This window comes from Nonomuraea sp. NPDC049625 (assembly GCF_040675285.1).
Classification (GTDB): Bacteria; Actinomycetota; Actinomycetes; order Streptosporangiales; family Streptosporangiaceae; genus Nonomuraea; species Nonomuraea angiospora_A.
Genome location: NZ_JBFAOQ010000029.1, coordinates 85,590 through 107,835, shown reverse-complemented (window position 1 = coordinate 107,835; position 22,246 = coordinate 85,590). Strand labels below are relative to the sequence as shown.

The window sequence follows — 22,246 nt, the reverse complement described above, 5'->3', positions numbered from 1 at the left end:
TCGTCTGCGGGCAGGCCGCCGGCGAGGGCTTCGCCCAGGTCGTCGGCGTATGCGGTGGCGGAGCGCGTCTGGTGGAGGAACCGGGCCTCGTCGAATGCGGCCAGTGCCTGCTGTGCTCCGGGCGGGGCTTGCAGGGCGCATGACGCCTGGAGCTTCACGATCGGGAGCCCGGTGTGGGCGCCCGCGCCGGGTTCCTCGAAGCCTACGGCCATGTGGCAGGCGTCCAGGCAGAGGCCGAGGTAGTCGTGGTCCACCTGGTTCAGCAGGGCGGTCGCCTGGGGTGTGATCTCGATGATGCAGCCGGGCTCCGGCTCGAAGCCCACCCGGATCATCTTGCCGGTCCGGCCGGCCAGCGTGCGCAGGCCCTGGGCGAGCGCGTCGAGGTTGGCCATGACCGCAGCCGCTTTGTCCCGTGTCCATGCGGTGCGCCAGGCGAGGGGGAGGGTCGAGATCGTGCCCTCGGTGACGTCGTCCGGCAGCAGCGCGGCGAGGATCTCGGCGAGCCCGAGCGTGTACCGCAGTCGCTCCGCGTCGGCCCAGTCGGGCTGGTAGACGCGGTATTTCACGATCTCGTCGTGGAAGCCGCGGTAGGGGAACCCGTTCAGGGTGACGACCTCCAGCCCGAGCGCGGCCAGCCGCTCGCGCAGTCCGGTGACCTCCTCGGGCCGGGCGAGGAGGTCCGCGGCGGCGTGCTGGGACAGCCACAGCCCGAGTCCGAGCCGTTCGACGCCGAGCAGGTGCCTGACCCGCGTGGCGACGCCGGACAGCTGACCGTGGATGCCGGGGAGATCCTCGGCGGCGTGGACGTTGGTGCAGTAGGAAAGGTGCACTGTCGAGCCGTCCGGATGACGTAGCCGCACGGTCACCCCCGCTTGATCGTGTTGCCGGCATGGTCGGGGCCTGCGTGCGAGGCCGGCTCGAGGTCGAGGCGGCCGCTCTGTCCGTAGAAGGCGACCGGGTTGCGCCAGAGCACCTGGTCCACGTCGTCCTCGCCGAAGCCGGCCGCGAACATGGCGTCGGCGACCTCGCGCGTCTTGAGCGGGTCGCTGCGTCCCCAGTCGGCGGCCGAGTTCACCAGCATCCTGTCCGTGCCGTGCTCCTTGAGCAGGGCCACCATCCGGTCCGGGTCCATCTTGGTGTCGGGGTAGATGGAGAATCCCATCCAGCAGCCCGAGTCCGCGACCATGCCGACGGTCAGCTCGTTGAGGTGGTCGATGAGCACGCGTTCGGGGGGTATCCCGGCGTCCCGGATCACGTGGAGGGTCCGGCGGGTGCCCGCGGCCTTGTCCCGGTGCGGCGTGTGCACGAGCACCGGGAGATCGTTCTCCCGTGCCAGGGCGAGCTGGGCCTCGAAGGCCCGTTCCTCCTCCGCCGTCATGGAGTCGTAGCCGACTTCGCCGACGGCGACGACGGAGTCCTTCAGCAGGTATCGCGGCAGTTCGGCCAACACGCCCGCGCACCGCGGATCGTTCGCCTCTTTCGGGTTGAGCGCGAGCGCGCAGTGGTGGCGGATGCCGTACTGCGCGGCGCGGTACGGCTCCCAGCCGAGCAGCGCGTCGAAGTAGTCGAGGAAGCTGCCCACGTTGGTACGGGGCTGCCCCAGCCAGAAGGCGGGCTCCACCACGGCCCGGACTCCCGCGGCGTGCATGCGCTGGTAGTCGTCGGTGGTCCGGGAGCTCATGTGGATGTGGGGGTCGAAGATACGCATTCAGATCCTCTCCAGGACGTCGCGCGGGACGGGCCGGCCGGCCGCCCGCAGCTCCGCCGCGTAGTCCGACAGCATCCGGGCCAGCTCGGCGTCGAAGCGGCGCTCCAGGCCGGTCACCGAGGCCAGCGGGATCGACATGAAGACGCATTTGAGCACCCCTTGACGGAAGGAGTGGTCGTCCAGCCACGCCGACCCGTAGGAGCCCAGGGCCGCGGCGACCAGCCGGGCGTCGTTGGTGCGCAGCGCGTCCTCCACCAGCCCGACCGCAGTCCCTTCCGAATCGAGCTCGTGCAGGACGGTCAGGATCGCCAGCCGCTCGCCGCTGTCGCCGGCCTCGTACAGTTTGCGGATCACCGCGTGGTGACCGTGCAGCGCGCCGAGCAGCGCGCGCCGCGCACCTGGGCCGCCCCGCCGTTCGGCCTGCGGGAAGAGCAGGTGGATCGCGTCCGGGTCAGCCTCGACCCGCCGTACGGCCTCTGTCTGCCACTCGTCCCTCATGTGCCCTCCTCAGGAACTCGATCGATCGGCGGGCGACCTGCGGGGCCGCGTGGCTGTGCCTGGCCAGCTCCACGGCCACCAGACCCGAGTAGCCGCGCAGCTCGGCGAGCACCGGGACGAAGTCGATCTCACCCTCGCCGAACTCCAGGTGCTCGTGGACTCCCCGGCGCATGTCCTCGATCTGGACGTGCACGGTGTACGGCAGCGCCCGCCGGACACAGGCGGGCAGATCGTCCCGCTCCACGCAATGGCAGTGCCCGATGTCGAGGGTGAGGCCGAACCGGGGATGGTCGCCGAGCATCCGGCGCAGCCGCTCGAAGCCGTCCAGGTCGGCGACGAGCATCCCGGGTTCGGGTTCGAAGCCCAATGTGACACCCACCTGGTCGGCCTCGTCGAGCAGCCGTGCGCACTGGCGGGCCAGCCGCGTGTACGCCTCCTCCTCCGTCATGCCGTCGGGCCGGACCCCGCTCCACAGGTGCACCACGGGAGCGCCCAGATCGGCGGCGACCCGCATCGCGGTGGTCAGGAACTCCACTCTGCGCTCGGCGTCGTCGCTGATGAGGGTCGGATGGTGTTTGCGCAGGCGATCGAGGGTGTAACGCCCGCCCGTCTCGACCACGGCATCGAGGCGGAGGCGTTCGAGGAGCCCGGCGATCCTCGACACCTCCGCGGCCAGGCCGGGGGAGTGGGGGTCGAGATGACCGTGGTCGAGCGTGATCGCCGCACCCGTGTACCCCAGATTGGCCAGGACCGCGAGTGCCTCGGGGAGCCGATGGTCGGCGAAGCCGTTGGTGCAGTAGGCCCACTTCACGATGTCGCCATCCGGGATGAGAGCCATCTGCCCAGGGGCAGCGAGCACAGCAGCGCGCCTGCCGTCGCGAACCGCCCGCCACCGGCGACCGCGGCCGCCTGGAGCGGGATCAGGGCGAGGATGCTGAGGCGGACGGCCTGCCGTACGTTCTCGGGGTCGGGACGGGCCCGTAACCCGGCCTGGACCGGGAGGGTGAAGGCGAGATAGCCGGCGATGAGGACGCCCGCTCCGGCCCGGGCGGCGGCTCGGTTGCGCACGCAGGAGGCAACCGCGAGCCCGGCCGCCGCGGTGCTGGCCACGAGCGCTCGCTCGGCGGTCCCGGGTGCCGCCCCTGTCACCTCGGCCCGGCCGAGGATGCTGATCCCGTAGGTGTGCGCGCCGACCGCCAGCGCCATCGGCACGGCGGCTCTCCCGTCCGAACCGGCGCCCAGGAGCACGTCCAGGGCGCGGCAGGCGGCCATCGAGGCGGGGCCCGCCGCCGTCCGTTTGAGGCCCAGGTCGTAGGCCCACACCGCACCGGCCAGCAGACCGGCGACGGTGAGGCCGCGGCGTCCACCGGCGAGGGCTGCGGTGGCCAGGCCCGCGCCAGTCAGGGCGGCCGCGAGCCCGAGCGCGGCGCCCGGGCGGACCCGGCCTGACGGGATCGGGCGTTCAGGACGCTCGACGGCGTCCGCCTCACGATCTGCCCAGTCGTTGAGCGCCATGCCCGACCAGTACATGAGCACCGACGCCAGGGCCAGACCGGGTGCCGGACGCCGCCCCGCGGCGGCGGCCCCCGCCATCGTGTCCCCCGGCACCGACAGTGCGGCCGGTGCGCGCACCAGCTCGAGCAGCGCTCTCATGACAGCTCCTCGGCGAAGGCGCGCAGCCGGGCGTACTGGACGGCCAGCGCGTGCTCGTCCGTTCCCAGCGGGCTCTTGAAGAAGTAGCCGAGCTCGGGCAGGACGCCACACCGCCCTTTCTCATGCGCACGGGCGACCAGCCGGGCCAGGTCCAGGACGAGCGGAGCGGCCAGCGCCGAATCGCAGCCCTGCCAGGTGAACTGCAGCGCCATCCGCACGCCGAGAAAGCCCTCGAAGGTCACATGGTCCCAGGCGGTCTTCCACTCTCCGAGATCCGGGACGTAGTCGATGTGCGTTTCACCCTCGACGGGTCCTCCCAGGACCTTCGCGACGACCTGGTCCTTGGAGAGCTCCTTGCTCGACCTGGCGGCCGGATCGGCGAGCGTCGCCCCATCCCCTCCGCCGAGCAGATTGAGCCCTGACCAGGAGCGCACCCGTAACGCCCGATCGGCGAACATGGGCGCCAGGGCGCTCTTGACCAGGGTCTCGCCGGTCTTGCCGTCGCGTCCCGCGTACGGCACGCCCCGCCGGGCGGCGAGTTCCGCCAGCGCCGGCAGGGTGGGCCCGGTGGAGGGTGTGAACTCCACGTAGCCGCACCCGGCCTGGAACGCCGCATAGGCGTACAGCGAACTCGGCGGCAGGACGTCGTCCCCCGCGGCGAGCCGCTCCTCCAGATCGGCCAGCCTCTCGAACTCAGGACGCGGGCCGACGGGAGGCTCGGTCGACGACACGTTGACGACGACCACCCGGGCCAGCCCGTGCCGGGCACGGAAGCCGGAGATGTCGTCGATCAGCCGGGTCGCGGTCCGGCCGCCGTCGCCGGGGACGTAGCCCGGCCGGATCTCGGCGTCGGCGGCGTCCAGGTCGGACGCGAGCAGCCCCGGGAGGTCCGGTGATATGACCCCTGCTCTGCCCAGCTGTTCGGCGCGCTTGCGCAAGGAGGTCTCGGTGATGTCATGGCCGCCGAAGGCCAGGTCGGTCAGCGGAACCAGGTGCCCGGGAAAGCCGGGGGACTCGCTCACGCATCCTTGCGGGGTCGCGGCTCCCGCCCTGATGGCCGCGGCGCCCACGATGACGGTGGTCGCCACGGATCCCCGTGCCCCGATAAGCCACACACCGAGCTTGTCCATGAAAGCTCCATCGTGTCGGGACTACCCCCGCATGCGGAAGGCATCCGGTAGGTAAGTCTCCGCGATGGTAAGAGCTATTTTTGTCGATGGTCAACCATAAGCAGGCTAATCGGCGTCCTTATCGTCCGCCGCTTACGGCCATCACCGCCCGGTCCGCTGCCGCACCGGTGATGCGAGCTCGCTTGCCACGGCCTCCCGGTTATGTCGTACGGGTGCGAACTTTTGCTTGACCGTCGATATAAGCCCGCTTAACATCCGGCAGCATGAGGGACATGAGCCCGAAATTTGCCGATGGCCCCAGGCTCACCCTCATGGCGGGGGAGATGGGGAGGTGGGCGGGGTGCTGAGCATGCGTGGCATCGGCAAGAGCTTCCTGGGCGTGCGGGTGCTGTCCGGAGTGGACCTGGACGTGACGGCCGGCGAGGTCCACGCCGTAGTCGGCGAGAACGGCGCCGGAAAGTCCACCCTGATGAAGATCATTTGCGGCGTTCACCCGCCGGACGAGGGCACGATCGAGATCGACGGTCATCCCGTCTCCTTCGGCCATCCGCTCGAGGCGCAGCGTTCCGGTATCGCGATCATCTACCAGGAGTTCAACCTGCTGCCCGAGCGCACCGTCGCCGAGAACGTCTTCCTCGGGCGCGAGCCCGTCAGGCGCGGCCTGGTCGATCGGGCCGCCATGGAGCAGGCGACCGGGCGGCTCCTCGACGAGCTCGGCGAGCACTCCTTCGGCCCCCGCGACGCCGTCAAGCGCCTGTCGGTGGCCCAGCAGCAGGTCGTCGAGATCGTCAAGGCGTTATCGGTGAACGCCCGGCTCGTCGTCATGGACGAGCCCAGCGCGGCACTCGCCGAGCACGAGGTCGAGCTGCTCTACCGGCTGATCGGGCGGCTACGGGAGCGTGGAGTCGCCGTCGTGTACATTTCCCACCGATTACGCGAGGTGTTCGACCTCGCCGACCGGGTCACCGTGCTCAAGGACGGCTCGCGCGTCACCACGCTCCCGATCAGCGAGGTGACCCCCGACGAGCTGATCCGCCTGATGGTGGGCCGCGACCTCGGCACCTACTTCCCGCCCCGCTCGACCGGCGCCGGCGAGGTACGGCTCAGCCTGCGCGGAGCGGGCAACCGCAAGCTCCGCGACATCGATCTGGAACTGCGTGCCGGGGAGATCGTCGGCATCGCGGGCCTGCAGGGATCCGGCAGATCGGAACTCGCCAAAGCGATCTTCGGCGCGGAGCCGTTCACCACGGGCGAGATGACCCCGTCGCGCCCCCGCTCGGTCCGGGAAGGCGTGGCCATGGGCATCGGGCTGGTGACCGAGGACCGCAAGGCCGAAGGGCTCGCGCTGCGCCAGTCCGTACGCGACAACGCCCTGCTCGTCGCCCGCGCGGTGGGCGCCAAGGGCCGCAACGGCCTCCGCGACCTGCTCGAACGGGTACGCCTCTCGCCTCCGCGCCAGGAACAGGAGGTCCGCTACCTGTCCGGAGGCAACCAGCAGAAGGTCGTGCTCGCCAAATGGATGACCATGGCGCCGCGCGTGCTGCTGTTCGACGAACCGACCCGGGGCGTCGACGTCGGGGCCAAGGCCGCGATCCACGACCTGATGCGCGAACTGGCGAATGACGGTATGGCCATCATGATGATCTCTTCCGAACTGCCCGAGCTCATCGGCATGAGCGATCGCGTCGTCGTCCTGCGCGACGGCCGCATCGCCGGCACGCTGCCGGTCGGCCCCTCGGAGGAGGCCGTCATGCGCCTGGCTGCGGGAGAGGGGCCTGAATGAACCTGCTCGTGCCCGCCCGCCGCGGCGAGGCGCAAGGCGGCCTGGCGGCCCGGTTACGTGAGCCCACGCAGGTGGTGTTTCTGGCGCTGCTCGGCCTGGTCGCGGTCGGCTGGGTCCTCGTCGCGCTCGACGGCGGTCAGTTCCTGACCATGGAAAGCGTCGTCGGGATCCAGCAGCGCTCGGCGGCCCTCGGCATCGTGGCGGTCGGTCAGACGCTGGCGATCCTGGCCGGCTCGCTCGATTTGTCCGTGGCGTACCTGATCAGCCTGACCTCGCTGGTCGCGGCGGAGATCATGGCGGGCCGGGACGGGAACATCCTGCCGGCGGTCGCCGCGGTGCTGGCCATCAGCGCGCTGGTGGGGCTGGTCAACGGGCTGATCATCACCAGGCTCCAGGTGCACGCCTTCATCGCCACGCTCGGCGTCGCTCTGATCATCAAGGGCGTCGTCGACCACCTGTACGACGGGCCGGCGGGCAAGGTGCCCGAGTCGTTCCAGATCCTCGGCTACTCCCGCATCGGGCCGATCCCCGTCTCCGCCCTGCTCTGGGCGGGCGTGGCCGTCGTGGCCTGGCTCCTGCTGAGCAGGACCCGGCTGGGCTACCGGATCTACGCGGTCGGCGGGAACGAGGAGGTCGCCCGCCTGTCCGGGATCCGTACGGGCCGCGTCATCGTGATCACCCACGTGGTCTGCTCCGTCTGCGCCGGCATCGCGGGCCTGCTGCTGGCCGCCAGGCTCGGGGCGGGGGCGCCCACGGTGGGCACCGACGGGGGCTACGACCTGGAGTCCATCGCCGCGGTCGTGCTCGGCGGGACCGCGCTGGCCGGCGGCAAGGGCGGGGTCGCCGGAACCGTGGGCGGGGTCCTGCTGCTGGCCGTCCTGGACAGCATCTTCAACCAGCTCGAAATCAACTCCTTCGTCAAGGACGTGGTCCGCGGCGTGGTCATCGTCATCGCGGTGGCCGCCTACGCCCGGCGCGGAACAAGGCGGTCGGCATGAAACGGGCACTTCCCATCCTCGCGGTCCTCGTGGTGCTGCTGGCCGCGATCGCGGTCGCCAACCCCTTATTCCTGGAGCCAGCCGGGTTCCTGGCGTTCCTCAAACGGGCCGCGCCACTGGTGATCCTCGCCGCGGGACAGTATTTCGTCATCGTCTCCGGCGAGTTCGACCTGTCGGTCGGCTCGCTGGTGACGGCCGAAGTGGTGATCGCCGCGCGGCTCATCGACGGCGACGAGTCCGCCACCTGGCCGGTCCTGGTCCTCCTGATCGTCGTCGGTCTGTTCGTCGGGCTGGTCAATGGCGTGCTCACCACCAAGCTGCGGGTGCCGTCGTTCATCGTGACGCTCGGCATGCTGCTCGTCCTCAGCGGGGCGGTCTTCCTCTGGACCGGCGGCGCGCCGCGTGGCGCGCTGTCGGAGGGCTTCCGGGTGTTCGGCCGCGGCGGCCTCGGGCCGTTGCCGTGGTCGGTGCTGATCCTGCTGGCCGTGGGCGTGGCGGCGATCTGGCTCATGCGTGCCGATTTCGGCAAGACGCTCATCGCCACCGGCGACAACGAGCGTGCTGCCGCACTGTCCGGGGTCCGGGTGGACCGGGCCAAGATCTTCGCCTTCATGCTCTCCGGTCTGGCCGCCGCCGTCGCGGCGATCCTGCTCGGCGGTTTCGCCGGAGTCTCGGCACAGGTCGGCCAGGGACTCGAGTTCTCCGCCATCACCGCGGTCGTCCTCGGCGGCGTGGCGCTCGGCGGCGGGCGCGGCTCCGTGCCGGCCGCCATGGCCGGCGCCTTCACGCTGGAGGCGCTGTTCACCCTGCTCAACCTGTACGGAATCTCGGGGGCCCTGGAGTTCACCGTGCAGGGCGTCATCATCATCGCCGCGGTCGCGGCGGGAGCCATCCGGCTTCCCCGGAAGTTCACCCCCCGAAGAGGAGACGCACATGCCGCGTCATAAGGCCGCAGTCGCGGTGTTCGCCGCGCTTGTCCTCGCCGGCTGCACCACCGACAAGCCGACGTCCGCCACCCAGTCCGCGGCGCCCGCCACGAGCGCTCAGGGTTCGGGCACGGGCGCTCAGTCGAAGTTCTTCGTGCAGGCGGACTTCGACGCCCAGCTGGCGATGCGCTCCCAGACGCCGCAGGGTCCCACGGACAAGCCCTGGGAGCAGGCCATCGCCCCGAAGATGGTCGACACGGCGAAGTACAAGAAGGACGGGCCGTACCACCTGTGCTTCTCCAACGCCGCGGTCAACAACCCCTGGCGCCAGGTCGGCTGGAAGACGATGCAGGCAGAGGCCGGCCTGCACAAGGAGATCGAGAAGTTCACGGCCCTCGACGCCGAGGGCAAGGACGACAAGCAGATCTCCGACATCGCCGAGCTGCAGGCCAAGGGCTGCGACGCGCTGATCGTCTCGCCGAACACCACGGCCACGCTCACCCCCGCCGTGACGGCCGCCTGCGGGAAGGTGCCCGTCATCGTGTTCGACCGGGGCGTGCAGACGGACTGCCCGGTGACGTTCATCAAGCCCATCGGCGGCTACGCCTTCGGCGCCGACGCCGCCGAGTTCCTGGTCGGGAAGGTGCCGGCGGGCGGGAAGGTGCTGGCGCTGCGCATCCTGCCGGGCGTGGACGTGCTGGAGACCCGCTGGTCGGCGGCGAAGGTGGTCTTCGACAAGAGCCGGCTCCAGGTGGCGGGGGTGGAGTTCACCGACGGCGACGCCGCCAAGACCAAGAGCATCGTCAGCGACTACATCCAGCGGTACGGCAAGATCGACGGCGTCTGGATGGACGCGGGCGCCACGGCGGTGGCGGCGATCGAGGCGTTCGAGGACGCGGGCGTGCCGGTGCCGCCGATCAACGGCGAGGACCAGCAGGACTTCCTGCAGAAGTGGAAGGACGCCAAGCTCACCGCCGTCGCGCCCACGTACCCGACCTACCAGTGGCGCACCCCGATCATCGCCGCGCTGAAGATCCTCAAGGGCGAGGAAGTGCCCAAGATGTGGAACCTGCCGCAGCCGAAGGTCACCAGCGAGAACCTGTCGACCTACCTGCAGCCCAACATGCCGCCGCTGCACTACGCGCTCTGCGGCTGCGAGACCCTGCCCGGGTTCCCCGAGAACTGGGGCGGGAAGAAGAACTGATCGACACCGACCGCGAAGAGGGGCGCATGTACTCCATCGGCGTGAACACCTGGGTCTGGGTCTCCCCGCTGACCGACGACGACCTGGCGCGGCTCGCGCCCCGCATCGCCGGGTGGGGCTTCGACGTCATCGAGCTGCCCGTCGAGCAACCCGGCGACTGGAACCCGGACAAGGCCGCCGCGGTGCTGGCCGAGCACGGGCTGGCCGCATCCGTGGTGCTGGTCATGCCGCCGGGGCGCGAGCTCGTGGCCGCCTCCCCCGAAACCGTCCGCGACACCCAGGACTATCTGCGGCACTGCGTGGACGTGGCGGTGACCGTCGGTTCCCCCGTGATCGGGGGGCCGGCGTACGCCTCGGTCGGCCGTACGTGGCGGCTGTCACCGGACGAGCGCCGGGCGGTCTACGCCGAGTTGCGTGAGCAGCTGCGGCCCGTCCTGGACCACGCGGCCGAGTGCGGGGTGAAGCTCGCGGTCGAACCGCTCAACCGGTACGAGACCAGCCTCGTCAACACCGTCGAGCAGGCCCTCGACGCGCTGCCCGAGGACTGCCACCTGGCACTCGACACCTACCACATGAACATCGAGGAGAAAGACCCCGCCCAGGCGGTGCGGGTCGCGGCGGACCGGATCGCGCACGTGCAGGTGTGCGGCACCGATCGCGGCACGCCGGGGGCCGACCGCTTCGACTGGCCCGGCGTCACCCGGGCCCTGCGCGACGTCGGCTATCAAGGGCCGCTCGTCATCGAGTCCTTCACCGCGCACAACCAGACCATCGCCACCGCGGCCTCCATCTGGCGGCCCCTCGCGCAAAGCCAGGACGCGCTCGCCGTGGACGGCCTCGCCTACCTGCGCACCCTCTGATCAAGGTGGTGCTTGAAAGTTTCATACTTATTGATGAGCTTTTTCTAGTATTGGTGAGACAGAGCGGCACCGGCGACGCCGCCTACACCTGCAGATTTCCAGTAAAAGCAGCAGGACCCCGGCCCGGCGGAAGCGAAAAGGTGGTCTTGGGATTCGCTGGATAAGCATGCTTGACACTTAAGATTGGCCCGACCTATTTTCGTTCCGAATCGATTCGATATCTGGTCGCATGGTCAGGCCCCGACGCCCGGATCGATGGGTGAGCCACTGCTGCTTCCCACCCTTCGACTCCGACCGTAGCCGGTAACCCCCCAGGAGATCCTTCATGCGAACATCACGCCTGCTTCCCGCCCTCGTCGCAGCCTTATTAGGGCTGTGGCTGTCCGCGGTGCCACTGGTGGCGCACGCGGCCGCCCCGCAGTTCAAGGTGCTGCTGTTCACCAAGACCGCGAGCGGCGCCTACCGGCACGACTCCATCCCCGCCGGTGTCGCGATGTTCCAGCAGCTGGCGACCGACAACAACTTCCAGCTCGACCAGAGCGAGGACTCCGCCGTCTTCACGACCGCGACCCTGAACACCTACGACGCGGTGATCATGTTCCAGACCAGCGGCATGGTCTGGGACAACGACGCCCAGCGTCAGGCCTTCCAGGCGTACGTACGCAGCGGCCACGGCGTCGTCGCGATCCACAACGCCACCGACATGAACATCGAGGCGCAGTTTCCCTGGTGGGACCAGGTTGCCCTGGCCGGCGCGCACATGACCGCGCATTCGGCGATCCTGCAGGGCACCGCCAAGGTGGCCGACAAGGTTCACCCCTCCACGAAGGGGCTGCCGGATCGATGGGTGCGCACAGAGGAGTGGTACAACTTCGACAAGAACCTGCGGGGCTCGGTGCACGTGCTGGTGAGCGCGGACGAGACCACCTATGACGCGGGGCCGAACAAGATGGGTGCCGACCACCCGATCTCCTGGTGTCACAATCCGGAGGGCGGCCGGGTGTGGGCCACCGCGATGGGCCACCAGGCGTCCTCCTATTCGGAGTCGTCGTTCAAGCAGCACCTGCTGGGCGGGGTGAAGTGGGCGGCGGGCGCGGCGCCGGGTGACTGCGGCGGCACCGTCGCGGCCCGGTTCCAGAAGGTGACCCTCGACGGCGCACCGGACCAGCCGATGGAACTCGACGTGGCCGGCGACGGCAGGGTCTTCTACATTTCGCGCTCGGGCAAGGTGAATCTGATCCCCGCCAACGGCGGGGGCACGCGCGTCATCGCCACCCTGTCGGTGTACGACGGCGGCGAGGACGGTGGCGTCGGGCTGGCGCTGGATCCGAACTTCGCCACCAACGGCTGGATCTACGTCAACTATTCGCCGTCCAACGGCGGTGAGGTGAACCGGGTGTCGAGGTTCACCTTCAACGGCACCAGCCTCGACCTGGCGAGCGAGAAGAAGATCATCGAGGTTCCGGCGTACCGCAACGTCGACGAGCCCGGCCACACCGGCGGCTACCTCGCGTTCGGGCCGGGCGGGAACCTGTACATCGGCCCGGGTGACGACACCAATCCCAACGGGTCCAGCGGCTACGCCCCGATCGACGAGCGGCCGGGCCGGGAGCATTACGACGCCCAGCGGTCCGCGGCCAACACCAACGACCTGCGCGGCAAGATCCTGCGCATCCACCCCGAGGCCGACGGCACCTACACGGTTCCATCCGGCAACCTGTTCGCGCCCGGCACCGCCAAGACGCGGCCGGAGATCTACGCGATGGGCTTCCGCAACGCGTTCCGCTTCTCGGTCGACAAGGTCACGGGCTGGATCTCGGCGGGTGACTACGGTCCCGACGCCGGCGCCGCGAACCCCAACCGCGGTCCCGAGGGCACCGTCGAGTGGAACCTGATCAAGCAGCCGGGCTTCTACGGCTGGCCGTACTGCGTCGGCAACAACATCCCGTTCAACGACTTCAACTTCGCCACCAACACCTCCGGCGCGAAGTTCAACTGCTCGGCACCGGTCAACGACTCGCCCAACAACACCGGCCTGACCAATCTGCCCGCGGCCAAGCCCGCGACCGTCTGGTACAACTACCACGCCTCGGCCGAGTTCCCGGAGATCGACTGCTGCGGCGGTGCCGCCCCGATGGGCGGCCCCTTCTACCGCTACGACCCGACCAGCACCTCTGACCGCAAGTTCCCCGAGTATTTCGACGGCACGCCGTTCCTCTACGAATGGAGCCGCAACTTCGTCAAGGAGTTCCGCCTGGACTCCTCGGGCAACCTCCTGAAGATCAACCCCTTCGTGGCACAGCTCGCCCCGCATGCGCCGATCGACATGAAGTTCGGCCCGGACGGCGCCCTGTACATGGCCGACTGGGGCAACGGCTTCGGCCACTCGAACACCGATGACAGCGTCTACCGGGTCGACTACGTAGCCGGGAACCGCGCGCCCCTGGCCAAGGCGAGCGCCAACCCCGACTCGGGCGCGGCGCCGCTGACGGTGGCGTTCTCCTCGGCCGGCTCGTCCGACCCCGACGGCGACGCGATCACCTACGCATGGGACTTCGGTGACGGCGGGACCTCCACCAGCGCCAACCCGTCCCACACCTACAACGCCAACGGCACGTACACGGCCAAGCTGACCGTACGGGACTCCGGCGGGAAGACGGGCAGCGTCACGTTGCCCATCGCCGTCGGCAACACCCGTCCGAAGGTCGTCTTCTCGGCTCCGCCCGACGGCGGGTTCATCGACTTCGGCGACCAGGTGGCCTACACGGTGAACGTCACCGACCCCGAGGACGGCGCCGTCGACTGCACCAAGGTCAACGTGATCACGGCGCTCGGCCATGACCAGCACGCCCACGACACCGGCCAGTACACCGGTTGCTCCGGGACGGTCACGACCACCGCGTCCGGCCATGACGAGGCCGCCAACGTCTACTACGCCCTGTCCGCCGACTACACGGACAAGGGCGGTCTGAAGGGCAGCGCCGGCGTCACCCTGCAGCCCAAGCACAAGCAGGCCGAGCACTTCACCGGCTCGTCCGGAATCCGGATCGTCGACGAGTCCGGAGCCGAAGGCGGCAGGCGCATCGGCGACATCTCCAACAACGACTGGATCTCCTTCAGCCCGATCAACCTGTCCGGGATCGACACGGTGTCCTTCCGCGTCTCGGCACCGTCCAACACCGGGGCGTCCATCGAGTTGCACGCCGACTCGCCGACGGGGGCCCTTATCGCCTCCAGCCCCGTCCCGGCCACCGGGGGATGGAACACCTACGTGTCCCTGCCCGCGGTGCAGGTCACCGATCCCGGTGGCACCCACAATGTCTACGTCGTGTTCAAGGCGCCGTCCGCGAACTCGTTCGACGCGGACTCGTTCACCTTCAATGGCAAGGGCGTCGGGCAGGGCGACGGCTCGCCCCCTGGCAGCACCAGCGCGCTGCGGGGTGTGGGATCGAACCGATGCGTCAACGGAGCCTCGCAGACGAACGGCACACAGGTGCAGATCTGGGACTGCAACGGGCAGCCCGGCCAGCAGTGGACGTCGACCGCCGCGGGTGAGCTGCGGGTGTACGGCAACAAGTGCCTGGATGTGAACGGGGGCGGCACGGCGGACGGCACCGCCTTGATCATCTGGGACTGCAACGGGCGGAACAACCAGAAATGGCGGTTCAACGCCGATGGCAGCATCACCGCCGTCGGAGCGAACAAGTGCGTGGACGTCAGCGGCGCCGGCACCGCCAACGGCACCAAGGTGCAGATCTGGACGTGCAACGGCCAGAACAACCAGAAGTGGACCCGCGTCTGAACGCCATGTGACGTCCGGACCCTGGAGCCGGCCCGCTCTCCTGCGGCGGCTCCAGCGGTCTGGACGGCCGCTCATTTCAGGCGGTCGAGCCGAGGCGGAACGTCGCGAGCCGAACGTCGCCGTGCACGTTCACCTGCAGATCATGGACGCCGTCCGGCGACGTCGTCAGGTCGCCGGCCACGGTCGTCCATGCGTAGCGGCTCCCGGTGACCGGCACCGACATCTCCGCCAGCAGCCGGTCACCTGCCAGGAACTCCAGCTTCCCTGGACACACACCGGCGACCTCGGCCTCGACCCGGACCGCGCCGGACAGCTCGACGGAGCGGAACAGCAGGGTCGCGGGCTGCTCGTGCTTCGCGGGAGCGACCGCGTCGCCGGTGGTACGGGTGGCGTCGACCAGGGTGATGGCCGCGTGGTCGTCGAAGTCGACGGCCGACGTGCGCCTGTCGACGACGACGCGCGGCTCGGGGACGGGACCGCTCACTGTGATCGGCGCCGTCAGGGTGATGTCACCCGCGGAGCGGCCCACCAGCACCTCATAGTCGCCGGGGTCAACGGTGAAGGCCCCGCCGGCCACGTCCCAGTGGGCGAGGTGCTCGGCTGACAGCCGGAACGTGAGATCCAGCCTGTCGCCCGGAGACAGCGCGACCTTGCGGAAGTCGGCGAGCCGGAGCGAAGGGGCCTCGTAGCGGGGGTTCAACGCCCGGACGTAGAGCTGCACCACCTCGGATCCCTGCCGGGTTCCGGCGTTGGTCAGCGTGAGCGAGACGTCAACCGTACCGTCCTGGGGCAAAGTTCCCGAGGACAGCCGCAGGTCGCCGTAGGCAAACTCCGTGTAGGAGAGCCCGTGGCCGAAGGGGTACAGCGGAGCGGCCCGGTGGTACTGGTAGGTCCAGCCCGCCTTGATGATGTCGTAGTCCAGGGGGTGCGGCAGCTCGTCGTCGCCGCGATACCAGGTCTGCGGCAACCGCCCGCTCGGTTCGGCCTCGCCGAGCAGGACGGCGGCCACCGCCCGGCCGGTTTCCTGCCCGCCGTGGGACGTCCACACCACGGCGGGCAGGCGCTCATCGGCCCAGTCCAGGGCGTAGGGGTAGCTGCTCATGGTGACGAGCACGGTTTCGGGGCGCACCTCGGCGACCGCGCGCAGCAGCGCTTCCTGCCCCTCGGGCAGCGCGAGGTCCCGGCGATCCTCCGTCTCGCGGCCGTTGATGAGCGGGTGGTTGCCGAGCACCACGACGGCGACGTCTGCGTCCTCGGCCGCGGACCGGGCCGCTGCCGTACCGTCATGGAGCAGTTCCCGCTCCCAGCACTCGGCGTCGGCGGGAGTTTCGGCGGTGACGCTGACTCGCCCGTCAACGGGGTCGACGACGGCGTACCGGCCGGTGCGAACGTTGCGCAGCACCACGCCATCGGCGACCGCTTCAAGGTAGAAAGTTTCGTTGATGTGCCAGGTCTTGAGCACCTCCCGATCTGCGGCGAGCGAGCCGTCCGCCTGGAGGCTGAGGTAGCGGCCGTTGGCGGCGTCACGCAGCGTGGACGCCCCGCCGCCCCAGTCGACGACGTCGAAGGAGGACTTGCCCAGCAGGTCACCGGTGGAGCGTGAACGCAGGGCGATCCGGTCGGCGCCTTCCACGCGGACGACCTCGCCGAGCGCCGCCTCCAGCCCGGCGGCGACGCTGATCCGGTACGGCATGGTGCCGCTGTACCAGTCCTCGAACAACGTGTCCGCGAGCGGTCCGATGACGGCGACTCGCGGGTTGCGCTCCAGGGGCAGCAGGCCGTCGTTCTTGAGCAGCACCACCGACTCGGTCGCGGCGCGCAGGGCGAGAGCCCGGTGGTCGGCGCAGTCGATCACTTCGGGGCCGATGGCGGCGTACGGGTCGAGGTCCGGATCGAACTCCCCGAGCCGGAAGCGCAGCGAAAGTTGCCGTCGCACCGCGCGGTCGATGTCGTCCTCGTCGATCAGTCCTCGATCCAGCGCCTCGCGCAGCCTGCCGACCGGAGTCCCGCTGTCCTCGCCGTGGTCGGTGAAACTGTCGATCCCGGCCTTGAGCGCGGCGGCATGGGATTCGGCGTGATCGTCGAAGTAATGCTCCAGGTCGACCAGGTTGGACGGCGCCTCCGCGTCGCTGACCACGAACAGCTCGTGCCCGGTCGGCTCGGCCCAGCGCCGCAGCTCCGTCTCGATGAGCGGGCTGACGTGGCAGGGACGGCCGTTGACCAGGTTGTACGCGGCCATCGCGCCGGTGGCCAGGCCCGAGGCGACCACGGGCCGGAACGCTGCCAGATCGTATTCGTGCAGCACCCGGGGACGGACGCCGGAGGAGGTGACGCATCGGTCGTCCTCGTTGTTGTACGCGAGGAAGTGCTTGAGCACCGGGGCCGCACGAAGGAAGGCCGGGTGATCGCCGGCCAGGCCCTGGCAGTAGGCCACGCCGAGCCGTGCGGTGTGCACCGGGTCCTCGGAGTAGCCCTCCTCGTTGCGCCCCCAGCGCGGGTCGCGCAACGGGTTCACCACGGGAGCCCACGCCTGCAGGCTGTTGGCGCCGGAGCCGATCACGGGCGGGCGGTGGCGGTGGAAGGCGCGCAGCTCGACCGAGACGGCCTCGGCGACCAGCCGCACCAACTCCTCGTCCCACGTCGCACCCAGGCCAACTGCCTGCGGAAATACCGTCGCCACCCCCAGCCACGCCACGCCGTGCAGGGCTTCGCTCCCGGTGCGGAACAAGGCGATGCCCAGACGCGGTACGGCAGGCGCGTACTGGTGCAGCATCGCGATTCTTTCGTCGAGTGTTAACCGTTCGAGTAGGTCATCGACGCGCTTGCGCATCGGCAGAGCGTGGTCCCTGAAGGGAAACGTGACGGCTGCGGACGGAGGCGGGAAGCTCACGTGTCAGACCTCTAAGCAGGCTCGATGGGAGGGCGGTCAGCGAAGCGCATCGACGCTGTCACGAGCCTGCTGGAGTGTCAATGCCTCACAGGAGAGAAACTTTCGTTTAAAAACTTCCCTTGTGCTGTCGGAAACATGTCATTAGTCTCGCGGCAACATAGAAGCGCTTCGACGACTTCGAAGGGTAACCCCCCCATGACCCCCGAGTTGAACCGCAGAGCCTTCATCGGCGCCGCGGCGATGGTTCCTCTCCTCGCCGCCTGCAGCAACGCGCCCCAGCGGAAGATCGGCACGAACACCAAGACCGGGCTCCAGGCAGCGCTTCCGTCGTACGTGCCGAGCGCCTCCGTCAAGGCCGACATCCCGTCCGTGCCAGGGCCGCCCGGAGCGGCGACCGACCCCGCCTTTCTGGCCTACCCATCCCCGTCCACTGCGGTCAAGACCGTCTCGGCAGTGCCGGGCAAGGGCGGTAGCTACACCGCCGTCACTCCGCTCTGGGGGACGGCGCCGAAGCCGGGGAACTCCTTCTACGAGGCCATGAACAAGGCCCTGGGCGTCACCCTCACCATGAAGCCGGCGGACGGCAACAACTACAACACCATCGTCCCGCCGATGACGGCCGCCAAGCGCCTACCCGACTGGATCCAGCTGCCGACCTGGTGGAACACCAACTTCAACATCGGCGGGCTGGTCGGGACCCAGCTCGCCGACCTGACCCCCTACCTGGCCGGCGACAAGATCAAGAAGTATCCCAACCTCGCCGCCATCCCCACCGGCGCCTGGCAGGCCGGCGCGTGGGGCGACAAGCTGTACGGCATCCCCTCCTTCTCCAGCAACTTCGTCGTCAACGGGTGCATCTACTACCGGCGGGACATCCTGGAGGCGCGAGGAATCACCGCTGACCAGGTGAAGTCCGTCGATGACATGATGAACCTGGGCAAGGAGCTGACCGACGCCAAGCGCGGCGTGTGGGCCTTCGGCGACGTCTTCACCTACCTCTTCACCGCCTGGGACATCCCGTACAACTGGAAGGTCGAGGGTGGCAAGCTGGTCCACAAGTACGAGCTGCCGCAATACCTCGAGGCGCTCGACTGGCACTACCGCCTGGCGAAGGCCGGCTACCTCCACCCGGACGCGATCGCCGGGCAGAACGCCAACGGCATCACCCGCTTCTACTCGGGCAAGGAGCTGATCCACGGCGGCGGCACCGGCGGCTGGAACCTCACCGACCACGAGTCGGGCACCGCCGCCGACAAGAACTACCGGCGCGCCGCGTTCAACTACTTCACCCACGACGGCACGGGCAAGCCGCAGACCTTCCTGGGCGCCTCCACGAGCATCTTCAGCTATCTCAACGCCAACCTGAAGCCCGAGCAGATCGAGGAGTTGCTGGCGGTCGCCAACTATCTGGCCGCCCCGTTCGGGTCCGCCGAGTACACGATGGTCAACTTCGGGGTGGAGGGCGTCCACTACACGATGAAGGACGGAGTGCCGACCGCGAACGAGGACGGCAAGAAGTTCGTCCAGCCGCAGACCTTCCCGTTCCTGGCCTCGCCGCCCGCCGTGATCAGCAACCCCGGCGCCGGCCAGGTCACAAAGGACTACGCCGCCTGGCAGGCCGCAAATGTTGACGCTCTCTACAAGCCGGTGTTCTGGAACATGAACATCAACATGCCCCAGCAACTGTCCATGGCCAACGCGCCGCAGTCCATCGACGACGCCGTCAAGGACTGCTACCACGGCAAGAAGAAGGTCTCCGAGGTCCAGGAGGTCATCGACACCTGGAAGAAGAGCAGCCTGGACCGGCTCAAGGGGTGGATGACCGAGAACGTGCTGAACAAGTACGGCACGGGCCAGTGAACGAAGGCCTGACCTGGTGGGGCAGGCTGCGCCGCGACCGGTCACTGTTGATCATGGTGACGCCCGCGGTCGTCCTGCTCCTGATCTTCAACTACGCCCCGATGGTCGGGGTCATCACCGCCTTCCAGTACTACGACCCGCTGGTGGGGATCTGGAGCAGTGACTGGGCAGGACTCGACCAGTTCCGCCAGTTCTTCACCGACCCGCTGTTCTGGGGCGCGCTGAAGAACACGCTCTACCTGAGTTTCGTCCAGCTCGTCCTGTTTTTCCCCGTCCCGATCGCGCTGGCGATCCTCCTCAACTCGGTGCTCAGCGAGCGGGTGCGCAACTTCGTCCAGTCGGTCGTCTACCTGCCGCACTTCTTCTCGTGGGTGCTGGTCATCACGATCTTCCAGCAGATGCTGGGCGGCGCGGGCGCGCTCAACCAGTTCCTGCGCTCGCACGACCTCCAGACCTGGGACGTGATGACCAACCCGGACACTTTCGCGCTCCTGGTCACCTTCCAGGGGGTGTGGAAGGAGGCCGGCTGGGGGATCATCGTCTTCCTGGCCGCGCTGGCCGCCATCAACCCCGGCCTCTATGAGGCGGCGGCCGCGGACGGCGCCGGGCCCTTCCGGCGGATATGGCACATCACCCTGCCGGGCCTGCGGGGAGTCATCGTGCTGATGCTGGTGCTCCGGCTCGGCGGAGCGCTCTCCGTCGGGTTCGAGCAGTTCCTCATCCAGCGGGACGCGGTCGGCCACGAGAGCGCGGAGGTGCTCGACACCTACGCCTTCTATTACGGCGTCGCCACGGCCAACTACAGCTTCGGCGCGGCGGCCGGGCTCTTCAAGAGCGTGATCTCGCTCCTGCTCATCTGGGGCGCCAACAGGTTGGCGCACTCCTTCGGCGAGGACGGGTTGTACCGGAAATGACCAAGGTATTCACCATCGGAGGCGCCAGGCGCGCGGTGCGGGCGCCGCGAGCGCGGCGGGCGACACGCCCGAGCTGGCAGGAACCGCCGACTGTCGCCGGTCAGTCGGCCAAGGGCATCACCCTCGGCGGTGTGCTGCTGGTCGTGCTGGTCCCTCTGTGGATCGTCGTGGTGACCAGCCTGTCCACCCGCGGCGCCATCGGCCGGGCCGGCGGCCTGGTGATCTGGCCGGATGGCCTGACCTTCCAGGCATATGAGGAGATGCTGACCGACTCGACCGTACGTACCGCGCTGCTGGTGAGCCTCGGCATCACCGTCGTCGGCACGGCGCTGTCCATGGTGGTGTCGGTCCTGTGCGCGTACGGCCTGTCGCGGCCGCGTTCGCTCGGGCACCGCTTCATCTTGGTGCTGCTGATCGTCACGATGTTCGTGGGCGGCGGCCTCATCCCGACCTTCCTGGTGGTGACCGGGCTCGGCGGCTATGGCCAGTGGTGGGCGCTGATCCTCCCGAGCGCGGTCTCGGTCTTCAACATCCTGGTGCTCCGCTCCTTCTACTCCAGCACCGCGGGCGAGCTGATCGACGCGGCGCGGATGGACGGCGCGTCGGACTGGCGGATCCTCCTGTCCGTCGTCCTGCCCACCTCGCGGGCGGTGACCGCGGTGATCGCGCTCTTCTACGCCGTCGGCTACTGGAACTCCTTCTTCAACGTCATGCTCTACATGCCGACAGAGAGCGAGAAGTGGCCGCTGCAGTACGTCCTGCTGACCTACGTCAACCGCGGAGTCGGCATGCCCGGCATGGTCAACGCCGGCTTCGGCATGGCACACGCGCAGACCGCCCCCCTGTCGCTGCAGATGGCCGTGGTGGTCCTCACCCTGGTGCCGCTCGTGCTCGTCTACCCGTTCGTTCAGAAGCACTTCCGGACCGGCGTCCTGACCGGCGCCATCAAGGGCTGAACCGATGGTGACCATCGCCGATGTGGCCAAGGCGGCGGGCGTCTCCCCGAGCACGGTCAGCTATACGCTCAGCGGCAAGCGCCGCGTCTCCGCCGAGACCCGGCGGCGCGTCGAGCGGTGCGTGATCGAGCTCGGATACCACCCGAACGCGGGCGCCCGGGCGCTGGCGGGCAAGCGCTCGCACATCCTCGCTCTGGCAGTGCCGCTCCGCAGCGACGTGTACGTGCCGATCATGATGGAGATCGCCACCTCGGTCACCGTGGCCGCCCGCAAGCACAGTTACGACGTCCTGCTGATCACCAATGACGAGGGCCCCGGCGGTATCCGCCGCCTCGCCGCCAGCGGCCTGGCCGACGGCGTCATCCTCATGGACGTCGAGCTGGACGACAAGCGCATCCCGACGCTGGGGGACCTGCGTACCCAGGCGGCGCTCATCGGCCTGCCCGACGATCCCCGAGGGCTGTCCTGCGTCGACCACGACTTCTCCGCCGCCGGCGCGCTGTGTGCGGATCATCTGGCCGACCAGGGCCACCGCGACATCGCCTTCATCGGCTACGGCTCCGGCATCTACCGGCGGCACGCAGGATACGCCGAGCGCACCCTGGCGGGGTTCCGCGCGCGTGCGGAGGAGCGCGGTCTGCGCTTCCTGCACCGTCCATGCGAGGGCACCTATGAGAGCACGGCCGGTGCGCTCGGACGGATCCTGTCGGACAGGCCCGATACCACCGGCTTCGTGGTGCAGAACGAGGGAGCCATCGGGCCGCTGCTCGACCTCCTGCGCGCCGGCGGGCGGACGGTTCCCGAGGACGCGTCGGTGATCGCCCTGTGCCCCGAACATCTGCCCGAACGGTACGCGCCCGCCCTCACAGCGGTAACCGGCCCCGCGAAGGAGCTCGGCCGGATCGCCGTCGAGCAGGTCATGTCACGGATCACCGCGTCTATGCGTGGCGAGCAGCCCACCGACGAACTGGTGCTGCTCGCCCCCACCTTGACCATCCGCGAGAGCACCGGCCCGGCCCCCCGGCACAGCCTCATCTAGGAGCACTCCATATGTCCCCCCATTT

17 protein-coding genes are annotated in these 22,246 nt (G+C 69.1%); 10 read left to right on the top strand and 7 right to left on the bottom strand.

The window, feature by feature from the left end:
• The 6 genes from eboE to AB0J87_RS59905 all read right to left on the bottom strand — a co-directional run.
• A partial coding sequence (eboE, locus tag AB0J87_RS59930) for a metabolite traffic protein EboE (RefSeq protein ID WP_363984324.1) occupies positions 1–860 on the bottom strand: 860 nt, incomplete at its 3' end.
• A 2-nt stretch (positions 861–862) separates the two neighbouring features.
• On the bottom strand, positions 863–1,708 hold the full coding sequence (locus AB0J87_RS59925) for a TatD family hydrolase (protein WP_363984322.1): 846 nt from the start codon (positions 1,706–1,708) through the stop codon (positions 863–865).
• Positions 1,709–2,206, bottom strand: coding sequence for an EboA domain-containing protein (locus AB0J87_RS59920; protein WP_363984320.1), 498 nt, complete (start codon positions 2,204–2,206; stop codon positions 1,709–1,711).
• Positions 2,160–3,044 carry a sugar phosphate isomerase/epimerase family protein gene (locus tag AB0J87_RS59915; protein WP_363984318.1) on the bottom strand — a complete coding sequence of 295 codons (885 nt, stop codon included), beginning with the start codon at positions 3,042–3,044 and terminating at the stop codon, positions 2,160–2,162. The genes AB0J87_RS59920 and AB0J87_RS59915 overlap by 47 nt, the downstream gene beginning before the upstream one ends.
• Positions 3,014–3,859: an SCO3242 family prenyltransferase gene (locus AB0J87_RS59910; RefSeq protein WP_363984316.1), complete on the bottom strand. Its 846-nt coding sequence runs from the start codon at positions 3,857–3,859 to the stop codon at positions 3,014–3,016. The genes AB0J87_RS59915 and AB0J87_RS59910 overlap by 31 nt, the downstream gene beginning before the upstream one ends.
• Positions 3,856–4,989, bottom strand: a complete 1,134-nt coding sequence (locus AB0J87_RS59905; protein ID WP_363984314.1) for an inositol-3-phosphate synthase — start codon at positions 4,987–4,989, stop codon at positions 3,856–3,858. Before AB0J87_RS59905 ends, AB0J87_RS59910 begins: the two co-directional genes overlap by 4 nt.
• A 349-nt stretch (positions 4,990–5,338) precedes the next feature.
• Between AB0J87_RS59905 and AB0J87_RS59900 the strand changes: the two genes are divergently transcribed.
• From AB0J87_RS59900 to AB0J87_RS59875, 6 genes are all read left to right on the top strand, one after another.
• Positions 5,339–6,772 (top strand): sugar ABC transporter ATP-binding protein, encoded by a 1,434-nt coding sequence (locus AB0J87_RS59900; RefSeq protein ID WP_363984330.1) that lies wholly within the window; start codon positions 5,339–5,341, stop codon positions 6,770–6,772.
• The gene (locus AB0J87_RS59895; protein ID WP_363984312.1) at positions 6,769–7,770 is read left to right on the top strand and encodes an ABC transporter permease; all 1,002 of its coding nucleotides are present in this window, start codon (positions 6,769–6,771) and stop codon (positions 7,768–7,770) included. Before AB0J87_RS59900 ends, AB0J87_RS59895 begins: the two co-directional genes overlap by 4 nt.
• Complete coding sequence (locus AB0J87_RS59890; RefSeq protein ID WP_363984310.1) at positions 7,767–8,717, top strand: ABC transporter permease; 951 nt, start codon at positions 7,767–7,769, stop codon at positions 8,715–8,717. Before AB0J87_RS59895 ends, AB0J87_RS59890 begins: the two co-directional genes overlap by 4 nt.
• Complete coding sequence (locus tag AB0J87_RS59885) at positions 8,704–9,900, top strand: substrate-binding domain-containing protein (protein WP_363984308.1); 1,197 nt, start codon at positions 8,704–8,706, stop codon at positions 9,898–9,900. Before AB0J87_RS59890 ends, AB0J87_RS59885 begins: the two co-directional genes overlap by 14 nt.
• Positions 9,901–9,926: 26 nt before the next feature.
• On the top strand, positions 9,927–10,760 hold the full coding sequence (locus tag AB0J87_RS59880; protein ID WP_363984307.1) for a sugar phosphate isomerase/epimerase family protein: 834 nt from the start codon (positions 9,927–9,929) through the stop codon (positions 10,758–10,760).
• A 397-nt stretch (positions 10,761–11,157) separates the two neighbouring features.
• Positions 11,158–14,562 carry a ThuA domain-containing protein gene (locus AB0J87_RS59875; RefSeq protein ID WP_363984305.1) on the top strand — a complete coding sequence of 1,135 codons (3,405 nt, stop codon included), beginning with the start codon at positions 11,158–11,160 and terminating at the stop codon, positions 14,560–14,562.
• Positions 14,563–14,638: 76 nt separating this feature from the next.
• Here AB0J87_RS59875 and AB0J87_RS59870 read toward each other — a convergent pair whose 3' ends face one another.
• Positions 14,639–17,335: a glycoside hydrolase family 3 C-terminal domain-containing protein gene (locus AB0J87_RS59870; RefSeq protein WP_363984303.1), complete on the bottom strand. Its 2,697-nt coding sequence runs from the start codon at positions 17,333–17,335 to the stop codon at positions 14,639–14,641.
• A 312-nt stretch (positions 17,336–17,647) separates the two neighbouring features.
• Between AB0J87_RS59870 and AB0J87_RS59865 the strand changes: the two genes are divergently transcribed.
• Genes AB0J87_RS59865 through AB0J87_RS59850 form a run of 4 tightly spaced genes read left to right on the top strand, consistent with a single transcriptional unit; the run spans position 17,648 to position 22,221 of the window.
• Positions 17,648–19,312, top strand: a complete 1,665-nt coding sequence (locus AB0J87_RS59865; RefSeq protein ID WP_363984301.1) for a hypothetical protein — start codon at positions 17,648–17,650, stop codon at positions 19,310–19,312.
• Complete coding sequence (locus AB0J87_RS59860) at positions 19,309–20,226, top strand: ABC transporter permease subunit (RefSeq protein ID WP_363984299.1); 918 nt, start codon at positions 19,309–19,311, stop codon at positions 20,224–20,226. The genes AB0J87_RS59865 and AB0J87_RS59860 overlap by 4 nt, the downstream gene beginning before the upstream one ends.
• On the top strand, positions 20,223–21,182 hold the full coding sequence (locus AB0J87_RS59855; protein ID WP_363984297.1) for a carbohydrate ABC transporter permease: 960 nt from the start codon (positions 20,223–20,225) through the stop codon (positions 21,180–21,182). Before AB0J87_RS59860 ends, AB0J87_RS59855 begins: the two co-directional genes overlap by 4 nt.
• Positions 21,183–21,186: 4 nt before the next feature.
• Positions 21,187–22,221: a LacI family DNA-binding transcriptional regulator gene (locus tag AB0J87_RS59850; RefSeq protein WP_363984295.1), complete on the top strand. Its 1,035-nt coding sequence runs from the start codon at positions 21,187–21,189 to the stop codon at positions 22,219–22,221.
• Positions 22,222–22,246 lie beyond the last annotated feature (25 nt).